At 66.1% G+C, this 12,137-nt stretch carries 10 protein-coding genes; 4 read left to right on the top strand and 6 right to left on the bottom strand.

The window, feature by feature from the left end; all coding sequences use genetic code 11:
• Positions 1–181: 181 nt before the first annotated feature.
• Both ACXR2W_RS00935 and gluQRS read right to left on the bottom strand, forming a co-directional pair.
• A complete protein-coding gene (locus ACXR2W_RS00935) occupies positions 182–2,626 on the bottom strand; it encodes an HNH endonuclease signature motif containing protein (RefSeq protein WP_489948819.1) in 2,445 nt (814 codons plus the stop codon).
• Positions 2,627–2,874: 248 nt separating this feature from the next.
• Positions 2,875–3,840, bottom strand: a complete 966-nt coding sequence (gene gluQRS, locus ACXR2W_RS00930) for a tRNA glutamyl-Q(34) synthetase GluQRS (RefSeq protein WP_458815374.1) — start codon at positions 3,838–3,840, stop codon at positions 2,875–2,877.
• Positions 3,841–3,980: 140 nt separating this feature from the next.
• On the opposite strand from gluQRS, the gene ACXR2W_RS00925 reads away from it, so the two are divergent.
• Together ACXR2W_RS00925 and pdxY are read left to right on the top strand one after the other, a co-directional pair.
• Entirely contained in the window at positions 3,981–5,324 is a 1,344-nt protein-coding gene (locus tag ACXR2W_RS00925; protein ID WP_458815372.1) for an FAD-binding oxidoreductase, read from the top strand.
• Positions 5,325–5,432: 108 nt separating this feature from the next.
• Positions 5,433–6,284, top strand: coding sequence for a pyridoxal kinase PdxY (gene pdxY / locus ACXR2W_RS00920; protein WP_458815370.1), 852 nt, complete (start codon positions 5,433–5,435; stop codon positions 6,282–6,284).
• 236 nt (positions 6,285–6,520) lie between these two features.
• Here the strand turns inward: pdxY and ACXR2W_RS00915 are convergent, their stop codons facing one another.
• Both ACXR2W_RS00915 and ACXR2W_RS00910 read right to left on the bottom strand, forming a co-directional pair.
• Positions 6,521–6,892, bottom strand: coding sequence for a fluoride efflux transporter FluC (locus tag ACXR2W_RS00915; RefSeq protein ID WP_458815368.1), 372 nt, complete (start codon positions 6,890–6,892; stop codon positions 6,521–6,523).
• On the bottom strand, positions 6,889–7,332 hold the full coding sequence (locus ACXR2W_RS00910) for a fluoride efflux transporter FluC (RefSeq protein ID WP_458815366.1): 444 nt from the start codon (positions 7,330–7,332) through the stop codon (positions 6,889–6,891). Before ACXR2W_RS00910 ends, ACXR2W_RS00915 begins: the two co-directional genes overlap by 4 nt.
• A gap of 175 nt (positions 7,333–7,507) precedes the next feature.
• Here ACXR2W_RS00910 and ACXR2W_RS00905 point away from each other — a divergent pair, with 175 nt between their 5' ends.
• Positions 7,508–8,479, top strand: coding sequence for a cutinase family protein (locus tag ACXR2W_RS00905; RefSeq protein WP_458815364.1), 972 nt, complete (start codon positions 7,508–7,510; stop codon positions 8,477–8,479).
• 15 nt (positions 8,480–8,494) lie between these two features.
• On the opposite strand, the gene ACXR2W_RS00900 is transcribed toward ACXR2W_RS00905, so the two are convergent.
• Positions 8,495–9,718: an NAD(P)/FAD-dependent oxidoreductase gene (locus tag ACXR2W_RS00900; RefSeq protein ID WP_458815362.1), complete on the bottom strand. Its 1,224-nt coding sequence runs from the start codon at positions 9,716–9,718 to the stop codon at positions 8,495–8,497.
• 105 nt (positions 9,719–9,823) lie between these two features.
• Here ACXR2W_RS00900 and ACXR2W_RS00895 point away from each other — a divergent pair, with 105 nt between their 5' ends.
• Positions 9,824–10,594, top strand: a complete 771-nt coding sequence (locus tag ACXR2W_RS00895; RefSeq protein ID WP_458815360.1) for a helix-turn-helix transcriptional regulator — start codon at positions 9,824–9,826, stop codon at positions 10,592–10,594.
• A 51-nt stretch (positions 10,595–10,645) separates the two neighbouring features.
• Here the strand turns inward: ACXR2W_RS00895 and ACXR2W_RS00890 are convergent, their stop codons facing one another.
• Positions 10,646–12,100: an alanine/glycine:cation symporter family protein gene (locus tag ACXR2W_RS00890; protein ID WP_458815358.1), complete on the bottom strand. Its 1,455-nt coding sequence runs from the start codon at positions 12,098–12,100 to the stop codon at positions 10,646–10,648.
• Positions 12,101–12,137: the final 37 nt, after the last annotated feature.

Here is a 12,137-nt window from a genome sequence, read left to right as displayed (position 1 = left end):
CCTATTGTTCGGGAAAATGTGGGCGTGCGCCCAAAAGTGGGTGTTATCAGGACCGATAACACCCACTTTTGGCCGCACGATGCCTGGGCGCCTGTGTGTGACCTGGTTCGTGCCGTTTGAATGCCGACAGACAGCTCATCTAGTAACGAGCACCGGCCAGAAATAATTTTCACAGTTGTTGCTAAAACGGACTTGGTTCTTCGCCCGCAGCCTCGCCACTGTTGCCGTTGCCGTTGCCGTTGTTGTTGTTGTTGTTGTTGTTGCCAGGGTCGTCCCATTCGTGCCTCCCAAACGGGTACTTGCGGGCGTGCTCATCGGCGAGGGCCTGCACGTCGGGTGGTTCGAGCACGGTGCGAAACATCACCCTCGAGGGCGGCTCGGTGCGATACTTGCGGCCTGACGGGAACGTCCACGTGAAATCACCGTTGTCGCCCTGTACGGGGAGGCACCCGCCGTGGTGTTTAATCACATGGTGACCGCGGCAGGCGGCGGCGACATTAGTGAGTGAGGTGGGGCCGCCGTCCTCAGCTGCGACCGTGTGGTCGATGTCGCACCGGTAAATCGGCAGAGTACACCCCGGGAACCGGCACGAGGTGTCTCGCGCCGCCAAATTCCGTTTCAAGTGGGCGGGCACCCGGTAGCTATCGACCGTGAGAATGTCACCGACGGTGGTGTTGCCGCTGTTCACGGTGCCGCAGCTACCGCAGATCGTTGTATCGGTGCTGGTGCCTGTTCCGGTGCCGTCGGTGACGGTGATGATGTCCCAGCTGGGGGTGTCGTGCAGGATTCTTACCGCGGTGTCGGTGTCGATGGGGCCGACTCCCACGAGCTCGGGCTGGAACCCGCGCGTGAGCTCAGCAGCTCGCGCGTCGCTCTCGGTGCCAGCGGAAGTCGCGGCCGGGCCTTTCGCGCCAGCTCCTGCCATAGGAGCACCTCCGGCGCCGCCGGCGCCAGCAGTGTCAGCAGTGTCAGCAGCGCCACCAGCATCGAGGCGGCCCGTGAGCGACACCGGCACGAGCACCTGCACCCGCGCGGTCACCCGCAACCCGAGCCGCTTACGCCCCGCCCTGCGGCCCCTACCCGCAACCCCAAAGCTCGCACCTGCCATATCGGCGTCGGTCACACCATCGCCGGTCACATAGCTGCCAGCCGGATCAGCGCCGGTCACACCTGCGTCACCCACATCACTGCCACAGAAGTCTTCATCCGTGAGTTCACCATGCGCGAGCAGCGCGGTCAGGCTATCGGCCCGCGCCTCGCCCAGGGGCCGTTTCAGCGCCGACACCGCGGCCGCCGATAACGGCGTCCCCGCTACTTCGGCCGTCTGCTTCCCTGCGGCTATGTCACGTTCTTGCAAGAGTTTCGCGTACTGGGTGACACGATCAAAAATGACGTGCGCCTCAAAACTCGTCACGACCGCCTGCACCTGGCACATGCCGTCATCAAGCTCGACCAAGCGCACATGCCGGTCACGCTTGGCCAGCTGGTGCCGGTCATCAAACGTCACCCCGGCCAGCTTCTCCGCCACACGCTTCGCCGTCGGCGCCACCTTCGGTGCGGTATCGCGCTTCGCGTGCACCACCAGCGCCCGATCAAGCAGCGCATACCGGCGCGCCACCTCTCGCGCCACGGCAACCTCATCGTAGGGCGCGCCACCAGCGGTCGCGTCGGGCGACTCACTGCCGGGCGTGCCGGCACCCTCTGCCTCACCGTCACCGTCACCGGTCGTGCCGTCGCCAGCCGCGCCGTCACCAGACTCGGCGGCGGTCGCGTCGCTGGGGCTTTCACCGCTGGCTGTTGCAGGACAGTCTGTACCATTGGTAACCGCGCCGTCAGCTTGAGCAGCCGCCTGCGCAGCCGCCTGTGCAGCCGCCTGTGCAGCCGCCTGTGCGACGGCCTCGTGGCCGATGATACGGCCTGCGTTCACCAGGCCGCGCACATGCTGGTCAGTGACCTCACCCTTCGCAAGCGCACCCAGCATGACCGGGCAGTGCTCGACCGCATCAACCGCGTGTGACATGTCGTGCCCCACCCGCCCCTCGGGCACCCGCAGCGCGGCCGCGATCTCGGCCCGCACCACCCGGTATGACCGGTCACGCCACACCTGCGCACCCCGCGGAAGCCTAATCACGGGCAGACCAAACGACTCACCACCTGCGCTCGTGCTCGTGCTCGTGCTCGCAGTATTGCCGTGATCATCGCCAACAGCCGCATCGCCACCGTCGCGACTAGCGTCAGCAGCCTCGTTGCTGCCTGCGCCTTGATCGTTGTTTCCTGTGTCGCCGTAAGTACCGCCACCGGTGCTCGGCTGAGCTTCCCTCGCAGCGATGCTCGCACGCACGACCGCTTCGTCGGTCACAAACGCCGGCTGCTCCGCTGGCGAAGCGCCCACTGCATCCTCAGCGCCCTCGGCGGCATGACCCTCGGCGCCGGCATCGTCGTCTTCGCTCGGCGCGGGCTTGAACGGCCAGTCGCCCTCGGCTTCTGCCAGCTTGTACGCGTCTGCCAGCAACACCGTCAGCTCGGCCTGCAGCGCCCGCATGCGCGCATCAACCTCCACGACCCGGGAGACCAGGTCGTTCAATCGCCCCCGGTTGGGGCTTTCAGCGCTGAATGGATGTTGCATGATTTCATTACAGCAGCGACCTACGACATCACGATTTACCGTCGAAAATACGCGGAAATTGAGTGTGATTGAGGTGTTGTGGATCCTGCGACTCCTCCGTCGCGCAGGATGACAGGAAGTGCGCGCAGGATGACGCCCAGGATCACAAGGGTCGTCACAGCCCCTACGCGCGGGCGTACCGCAGCAGCAGCACCGTGTTGACCCCGCACGAAGCACCCGGCGACACCCACGACGGGCCGCACAAGACCCTACGGCCGCCAGTTCCAGGGATCTCGGGGAAGCCGAGCAGGGTCGAAACGAGAAACAAGTCCGGCAGGCGTTACTCGCTCACCGGGGGCAGCAAGACCCAGTGAATGGGCAAGTTGCGTGAGTACGTCTTGCGCAGACGTGCCCGCCGCTTCGAGCTGACGCAGCGTAACCGCCCCGTCACGCTTCGCGAGTCGCGCTCCTGTGGGTCCGAGCACGAGCGGCACGTGCGCGTACTCCACCACTGGTGGCGACGGCACGTCAAGCAATCGCTGCAGCAAAATCTGCCGCGGTGTCGAGGGCGCCAGGTCTGCCCCACGCACGATCTGGTCGACACCCATCGCCGCGTCGTCGACCACCACGGCAAGGTTGTACGCGACTGTGCCGTCGCCGCGTCGCAGCACCAGGTCGTCGATGTCCCCCCGCACCTCCCCCAGCATCAGGTCGGTGAACTCGGGCGCGACGGCACCGTCTGGCGCGCGCAACCGCAGGGCGGGCTGTCTCGGCGCGATCATCTCTCGCGCCGCGCGACGCTCCTCGGGTGTACGGTCACGGCAGGTACCGGGGTACGCCCCCGGCGGGGCATGGGGCGCCGAGGGAGCGGCGAGAATATCCTTGCGCGTGCACGTGCACTCGTACACCAACCCGGCATCGGCAAGCCGATCGATCGCGGCTTCGTGCGCTGCCCCGCGGCTCGACTGCAGCACCGGATCCCCATCCCAGTCCAGCCCCAGCCGGGCAAGATCCTCGAGTTGAGCGGCCGCTGATCCGGCGTCGCGTGCGCGGTCTAGATCTTCGATGCGCATGAAGAAATCACGGCCGGTCGAGCGGGCAAACAGCCACGCGATGAGTGCCGTGCGCAGGTTTCCCAGATGCAGGTCACCCGAGGGGCTGGGCGCGTAACGCCCCGCGCCCACGCTACGGTCGTCGCTTCGGTCGCTGCTACCGCCTCGGCCTACTTTGTTCATCTGTTCATTCTGGCACGCACAACAAACTCGAATGCACAGCGCGGCTGTTACGCGCCAGTCACCCAGCGCCAGTCACCCAGCGCCGCGATCCCAGCGCCCCGATTTGCGCACCAAGCGCTACGCTGCAGTGGGAGGCAAACATGCACGAAGCACTGCAAGAACTACGGGCACAGTTGGGCGACCGGCTTGTCACAGACGCCGCCGAGATCGCAGAGCACGCCCACGACTCGTCGCGCGACTCCCCCGAGGGCGAGGCGATCGCGCTCGTGCATGCCTCGTCGACCGAAGACGTCTCAGCGGCGCTCGCTTGGACGAACGAACGCGGCGTGCGCGTGAGTGTGCGCGGGGCGGGCACTGGCCTCGCTGGCGGTGCCAACGCCTACGCGGGTGGGCTGATCCTGTCGCTCGCGGGCATGAACCGTATCATCGAGATCGATGCCGCAGACCGTCTCGCGGTCGTACAGCCCGGCGTCATCACGGCCGAGCTTGACGATGCTGCGCGAGACCAGGGCCTCTTCTACCCGCCCGACCCGGCGAGCGCGCGCAGCTGCACTATTGGCGGCAACATCGCCACCAACGCTGGAGGGCTGCGCTGTGTCGCCCACGGCGTGACCCGCGACGCGGTGGCGGCACTCGAAGTGGTGCTCGCGGACGGGCGCGTTTTGCGCACGGGTGCGCGCCCCCGCAAGAACGTGGTCGGCTACGACCTCACGAGCCTCATCGTGGGGTCTGAGGGTACCCTCGGCGTGGTCACCGAGGCCACTGTGCGCCTCAAGCCGGTGCCGCCCGGCACTCCCTGCAGCTTTCGCGCGTCATTCGACGACCTCGAGTCTGCGGGCCGCGCCGTCACCGCGATCGTCGGTGGCCCTCACACCCCCGAGGTGCTCGAGCTCATGGATGCCGCGAGCGTCGAAATCATCGAAGCCTACCGCCCCAGCGGTATCGCGGTGCCGCGCGGCGCTATGCTCGTCGGGCAGACTGTGGGCTTCGACGCGGCTGACGCGGCCGCTGCCATCACTCGGGCCTGCAGTGACTATGGTGCGACCGAGACTGAGCTGTCAGACTCAGACGCACTGATTGAGGCCCGGCGGCTCTCGAACCCTGCGCTCACCGCCCGCGGGCTGAAAATCTCGTGCGATGTGGGGGTGCCCGTCGCGAAACTCGCCGAGATCTTTCACGGCATCAATGAGATCTCTGCCCGTCACGGCCGGCTGGTGTCGACCGTGGCGCACGCGGGCGACGGCAACCTGCACAGCACCGTCGACTGCGCCGATGACGACGTGGCCGCCGCCGACGCGCTACTCGACGACATCACGCGGCTCGCGCTGTCGCTGGGCGGCACCATCACGGGCGAGCACGGCGTCGGATCGGTGAAACAGCACGAGCTGCCGTGGCAACTCGACGACGTGTCACGCGCCACGCAGCGTGCGATCAAACTCGCCCTCGATCCGCGCGGCACCCTCACCCCCGGTCGCGCCATCTAACGGTACCCACTACCACGGCCCCCAACACCACGCCCCCAACCAAGCCCCTTGGTTCACTCGAGTGCACCACCCTTGGACCGACGACAAGACCAGTGGCAGGATCGAAGCATGCGAATTCTCTCGATCCAGTCATCGGTCGCGTACGGTCACGTGGGCAACTCGGCCGCGGTGTTTCCGCTGCAGCGCATCGGCGTCGATGTGATGCCCGTGCACACCGTCTGTTTCTCAAACCACACGGGTTACGGCGCCTGGCGCGGCCCGCTGATCGCGGGCAGCGACGTCACCGAGATCATCACGGGCATCGAGGAGCGCGGCGGGCTTAATGGCGTCGACGCCGTACTCTCGGGCTATCAAGGTGGCGACAGTATTGGTGACGCGATTCTCGACGCCGTTGCACGGGTAAAGCGCCATAGCCCCGAGGCCATCTACGCCTGCGATCCGGTGCTGGGCAATGCCAAGTCGGGCTGCCATGTCGCCCCCGAGGTGCAAAACCTGATTCGCGACCGCGTCGTGCCCGCGGCCGATCTCATCACGCCCAACCAATTTGAGCTCGGATTCATCACGGACACCACCCCCAAGACCCTCGACGAAATACTCGCCTCAGCCGACCTGGCCCGCGCCCGCGGGCCGCGCACCGTGCTCGTGACGAGCGTCGAGCGCGAGGACCGCACGCCCGGCACCCTCGAAATGCTTGCGGTCACGGGAGAGGGCGCGTGGCTCACGACCACCCCGCACCTGCCGCTGAAGGCGAATGGCTCGGGCGACGTCACCGCGGCCTTGTTCACCGCGCATCTGTTGCGCACGGGCGACGCCGCTCTCGCGCTCGCGCGCACGACCGCAAGCGTCTTCTCACTGCTTGAGACCACGCTCGAGGCAGGCACCCGCGAACTGCAGCTCGTCGCTGCGCAAGAGGCCTACGCTCACCCCAGCGACCGGTTCGAGGCCCGGCGCGTGCGCTAACCGCCGCCGCGGGGCATTGATCCGGATCATTGCCCCGCCGCGCGCTCGATTGCGCCGGCACGCGTCGAGAATAAAATATGCGCGACAAGTTCCGTCTATGCCGCAGGCTTAAGCGGAAGTAGTCGCGCATATTTTTTATACACGGTGGCAGGATCACTGCCCAAGCGAGATCACTGCCTCGGCGAGGCCGTTGCCCGCGGCCCACGCGGCTGGGTACGCTGGCCGCCCAAGACTGCTTAACGGAGCGTGGTTCCGAGCGCGATACCGAGCATCGCACACACCACCGCCGCCACGAGCACGCCCGCACCGTTAGCGAGCGCCGCGCCAAAGCGACGCTCGGCGAGCAACTTCGCGGTGTCGAGGCTCGCAGAGCTAAAGGTGGTGTAGCCACCGAGCAGCCCCACTCCCACGACCTCGGCGATCGGCGAGCCCAGGGCGAGGCCGGTAAGCACCCCCAGCGCGAATGAACCCGTGAGGTTTACGACAAACAACCCCCACGGAAACGAGTGGCGCCGCCTGCGCGCCATCGCGCGGTCGACGCCGTAGCGCAGTGCGGCGCCCGCACCGCCAGCCGCTGCGATCGTGAGCGCATGCCACACGCCCGTCATGCGCTGCGTGCCTGCCCGATGCGGCCGAGCCAAATGCCCGCGATGCTCGCGACGAAGCCTGCCACGAGCGTGCCACCCGCGTAGCCGAGCGCTTGCCAGACTCTGCCGTCACCCAGCAGTTCAGCGGCTTCTGTCGCGAGCCCGCTGTAGGTCGTAAACCCGCCGAGCACTCCCGTGCCGAGCAGCAGCCACCAGCGGTCGGTGTGCCGCTTGGCTGTGGTGACGCGATCTACCACCGAAAACAGCAGCCCGAGCGCAAACGCTCCCACGAGGTTGACCACTAGCGTCGCCCAGGCGGCAGTGTCAACTCCGGCCAGGCCTACCGCTCCTTCTGCGCCTGCCGAGCTGCCCATCAGAGCGCCGACACCATATCGCGCGAGTGTGCCCACTGCGCCTCCAGCTGCGACGAGCCCAAACGGGGCGAGCGAGCCTGGCACCATGTGATTTAGCCTACACCCGCGCCCGGCGGCGGGCGGCGGGCTGGGCGCGGCGCGCGCGGGCGCGCCCCTGCGGTGGGAGATCACAGCCGAACGGGCGTACGCTCGTCTCATTCCGACAGCTCACCGCAGAGCACCTCGCTCACGGCCGGGCCGCCAGCTCACAGAAGAGGCCAATGTGACCCGCCACTCGCTCTCCCACTCCCGCACGCTACGCGCGCGCGGTCGCATCGTGCCCCGCGCCGCACATGCGGCCCTCGCGGGGCTCGCCGTCACGCTCACCGTTTCGATCGCGGGTTGCGCCACGGGCGCTGACCCTGTGGCCACGCGCGAAGCCCTGCAGGGGGCTGCCGAGACGCCCGCACCCGAGCGTCAGGCACAACAGCAAGAAGCCGAGGCGGACGCCGAGCCGATCGAGCTTGAACCCCTCGAGTGTTTACCGACCCTGGTGGTCACTGCCCGCGGCACGGGTGAGCCGTCTCGCGGCCAGCTACTCGGCCCCGTCTCACGCGCCATCGCCGAGGCTCGACCAGATCAGGTCGTGAGCACCGATCTCGATTACCCCGCAGACACCGACGTCAACGAGGGCGCGTCTCTGGGTGTACGCACCCTGGTGACGATGCTCAATCTGCAGGCGCAGACCTGCCCCGAACAAAAGTTTGTACTGCTCGGCTATTCACAGGGGGCGCTCGTCATCGGCGATGCGCTCTCGACGCCCACAGATCGTTTCGTGGGTCTTGAGGCAGATGAGCTGCGCCCTGAAGCGGTCGCGGCGGTGAGCGCAATCGTGTTTTACGGCGACCCTCGTTTTGTGGGCAGCGAGCCATTTAACGCGGGCGACTATGACGAGGCCCGCAACGGCTTGCTCCCCCGCCCGGTCAACGCGCTCGAACCGTATGCGAAAAAACTGCGCGACTACTGCGTTGGCGATGATTTCATCTGTCAGGCGACGACGACCGGCCTCGACGAGGCCGGCCACGTCGCCTACTTCGACAACGGCATGCAGCAAGACGGGGCCGCATTTGCGATCACCAAGCTGCCGCCTGTCGCGAAGTCAACTCAAGAGAAGGCCAAATCGGGCGAGAAGCCATCGCCCGAGAAGCCCGCGGCCAAGCCGGCCGAAGGCTCTGAGCCAAGCGCGACCGAGTAGCGGCCCCGTACCGCCCTACGCTGCCACGTCGGTGAGCGGCACGCTCGGGTCGCGCAGCTTCTCGAGGTCGACGGTCACGCCGCTGCGCACCAGATCTTGAATCTGCTCGTTCACGTCCCACACGTTGACGTTCATGCCGCCGCCTACGCGGCCGTCCTTTACCCAAAACGCGAGGTACTCTCGCTTGGCCAGGTCGCCGCGCACCACCACCTCTGCGTCTCGCATCAGGTGCGGGTAGCCCGCCATTTCCATGCCGAGCTCCCACTGGTCAGTGAAGAAGAACGGGATCACGTCGTAACTGACCGACTGCCCGAGCATCGCCTGTGCCGCTGCCTTGCCCGTGGCAAGCGCTACAGCCCAGTGCTCGCTGCGCACTCGCGTGCCCGCCCCCGCGTGGTCAATGTTCGCGAGGTCACCCGCCGCAAACACGTCGGGTGCGCTGGTGCGCAGGCTCGCGTCGACAAGCACACCGTTTTCGACATCGAGGCCCGCTGCCTGCGCGATTTCAACGTTGGGAATCGCGCCGACCCCCACGAGCACGAGGTCGGCTGGCAGCGTCTCACCGTCTACCTGCACTCCCGTCACCACGCCGTCTTCGCCCACCATGCCCTCGACGTTCGCGTGCATGCGAAACACGGTGCCGTGAGCCTCGTGGAGCTTCTGGAAGTCGCCGCCGAGTTCAACACCCAGCACCGCTTCGAGCGGCGCATTGCCCCGCTCCAGCACGGTCACGGTGTTGCCCTGAGCGCGAGCGGCCCAGGCTGCCTCCATGCCGATCCAGCCGGATCCGACCAACACGATGTTCTTGCCCCCCGTGGCGAACACGGCGTGAAGCGCCCGCGCGTCTTCGATAGTCCTGAGCGTGTGCACCCCGGCGAGGTCGGCCCCCGCAATGGGAAGCGTTCGGGCACGCGATCCGGTGGCGAGCAGAAGTTTCTCGTATTCGAGGGTTTCGCCACCTACCAGCGTCACGGTGTGAGTCTTGGTGTCAAACGATTCGGCCGAGATGCCCTGGCGCACAGTGATGCGCTGCTCGTCGTACCAGGCCTGCGGGTGGGTGAAGACCGAGGCTTCATCGTCTTTGCCCTGCAGGTAGCCCTTCGACAATCCGGGGCGCTCGTAGGGCAGTTGCGCCTCACCCGCGATGATCGTTATGTCTCCTGTGAAGCCTTCTTCGTGCAGCTGCGCCGCTGCACTCGCGCCCGCAAAACCGCCGCCCACAATCACCATGCCGCTCATCGCGCCACCTCTTTCTTGCCTTCAGACCTGAGACTTCGCTTACACTTCGAACTCTAATGAAGATCTCGCTCTAGTGTCAATAAGTTTCGCCGATAGACTATTGGCATGAGCAATATCGACAGCATCCATGCCGTGGGCGCCCTTGCCGACCCGGTTCGCCGCGAGCTGTACGACTACGTGGTGTCTCAGCACGACGCTGTGGGCCGCAAACAGGCAGCAGAGGCGGTAGGCACACCGCAGCACACCGCCAAGTTTCATCTCGACCGCCTGGTCGATGAGGGGCTACTCTCGGTCGAGTACCGGCGCCTCAGCGGCAAGACCGGGCCGGGCGCTGGGCGACCCTCGAAACTGTACCGACGCTCTGAAGCTGAAATTGAGGTGACGCTGCCCGGGCGGCAGTACGACCTGATGGGTGGCATTCTCGCCGCTGCGATCGAACAGAACGACTCCCCCGATATGCAGCGGGCCCTCGATACGGTCGCCCACACCGCAGGCGTAGGCGTGGGCGCCGCCCACCGCACGGCAATGCCAGAGCCCGCCGCCGACGCGCTCACCGAGATCGCTGATACGCTCGCGGCCCAAGATTTTGAGCCGGTTGTTGAGCCCGGTGCGGTGCGGCTGCGCAACTGCCCATTCGATCACCTCGCCAAAGATCACACGCAACTCGTGTGCGGCGTGAACCAAAAGTTTGTGCAGGGTGTCGTCGACGGCCTCGGGTGCGGCTGCGGCCACGCTAACCTCGAGCCCGAAGCTGGCTACTGCTGCGTCACGATTCGCGAGCGCGCAGCAGGGGCGACCGACGCGTCTGCGCCCGAGACCGGAGTGCCCGGGTGCGCTGAGGCCGCGTCAACGTGTGTGTGCCAGCGGCACGGCTGATCCGGCACGCATGATCACTGGGCGCTGAGCACACCAGCGCCCGCCAGGCGATTACGCCTTCGTGACGGGAACGACGCCGGTCACGCTCTGCTCGCTCTCCCAGCATTCGATGCCACTCACCTCTGGCAGCAGAGCGCGCGTAAACACGGGCTCCTGCCCGAGTTTGCGCTGGCGCGTGTAGTCGCGCATGAGTTTGAATGCGATGCCAGAGAGCAGCCCGATCGCGATCAGGTTGACAAGGGCCATGACGCCCATGATCGAGTCGGCCGAGTTCCAAATCAGATCGGCCGAGGCAATCGAACCGACGAAGATGGCGGCCACTGCGAGTACCCGGTACCCCAGCAGCACACCGGGCCTGGCCGAGATGAACTCGATGTTCGACTCGCCGTAATAGTAGTTGCCCAGGATCGAGCTGAACGCCAGCAAGAAGATGATCACCGATAGCAGCACGTTTGACCAGGGCCCCAGCGCGCCCACGATGGCATTCTGGGTGAGGTCGATTCCCTTGGCGGCGTTTGCGAGGTCGGGGGTCGACACGAGAATAATGAACGCGGTGATCGAACACACGAGAAAGGTGTCGAAGTAGACGCCGAGGGTCTGCACGAGCCCCTGTTTCACCGGGTGGGTTACGGCCGCGCTGGCACCCGCGTTGGGGGCCGAGCCGAGGCCCGCCTCGTTCGAGAACATGCCACGTTTAATGCCGGTCATGAGCACCGTGCCAAACGCGGCGCCGACCACCTGGTTGGCGCCGAACGCGCTCGTATAGATCGAGAGAAACACCTCGGGCAGGCGTTCGATGTTCATGCCCACGATCACGAGCCCGAGCAGCAAGTAAAGCAGCGCCATCGCCGGCACAACAGCCTGGGTCACGCTCGCAATGCGGCGTACCCCACCGAACACCACGAGCGCGGTGAGAGCTGCCAGCACAACGCCCACTGCGATGGGCAGCCAGTCAACGGTGCCACCGAAGCTCGATGAGACGGTCGCGGTGATGGTGTTGGCCTGCAGCGAGCTAAACGCAAAGGGGAAGCAGACGATCAAGATGCCCGCGAATAGCGTGCCCATCCACTTCGCTTTGAGTCCCTTCCACATGTAGTAGGCGGGGCCGCCCCGAAACCCGTTCTCGTCGCGCACTTTGAATAGCTGACCGAGGGTCGACTCGACAAAGCTCGACGCGCCGCCGACGAACGCCATCGTCCACATCCAGAACACGGCGCCGGGGCCACCGATCGCAATGGCGGTGCCCACTCCCGCGATGTTGCCAACGCCCACGCGCGACGCCGCAGAAATCGTGAACGCTTGAAACGCGGACACGGACTGCGGCTCACCGTTCTCGTCGGTGGGTGTCTTGTTGGTGAGCGTGCGCAGCATCTCGGGAAACCAGCGCAGCTGCACGGCCCCCGACCTGATGGTGAAGTACAGCCCGAGCCCAATGAGCACGGGGAGCACAATCCAGGTCCACAGTGTGTCGCCTGCCTGCACCATGAAGTCGTTGAGCGCGTCCATGCGTCAAGTATTGCAGTGCGCGGCACGTTAGCGCCCC

It is taken from the genome of Leucobacter faecis (assembly GCF_054456695.2).
This window is presented reverse-complemented; position numbering and strand designations above follow the sequence as displayed.

Coding starts and splice junctions, on each gene's coding strand:
- ACXR2W_RS00935 (WP_489948819.1), bottom strand. CDS start 2,626: ATGCAACATCCATTCAGCGCTGAAAGCCCCAACCGGGGGCGATTGAAC.
- gluQRS (WP_458815374.1), bottom strand. CDS start 3,840: ATGAACAAAGTAGGCCGAGGCGGTAGCAGCGACCGAAGCGACGACCGT.
- ACXR2W_RS00925 (WP_458815372.1), top strand. CDS start 3,981: ATGCACGAAGCACTGCAAGAACTACGGGCACAGTTGGGCGACCGGCTT.
- pdxY (WP_458815370.1), top strand. CDS start 5,433: ATGCGAATTCTCTCGATCCAGTCATCGGTCGCGTACGGTCACGTGGGC.
- ACXR2W_RS00915 (WP_458815368.1), bottom strand. CDS start 6,892: ATGACGGGCGTGTGGCATGCGCTCACGATCGCAGCGGCTGGCGGTGCG.
- ACXR2W_RS00910 (WP_458815366.1), bottom strand. CDS start 7,332: ATGGTGCCAGGCTCGCTCGCCCCGTTTGGGCTCGTCGCAGCTGGAGGC.
- ACXR2W_RS00900 (WP_458815362.1), bottom strand. CDS start 9,718: ATGAGCGGCATGGTGATTGTGGGCGGCGGTTTTGCGGGCGCGAGTGCA.
- ACXR2W_RS00895 (WP_458815360.1), top strand. CDS start 9,824: ATGAGCAATATCGACAGCATCCATGCCGTGGGCGCCCTTGCCGACCCG.
- ACXR2W_RS00890 (WP_458815358.1), bottom strand. CDS start 12,100: ATGGACGCGCTCAACGACTTCATGGTGCAGGCAGGCGACACACTGTGG.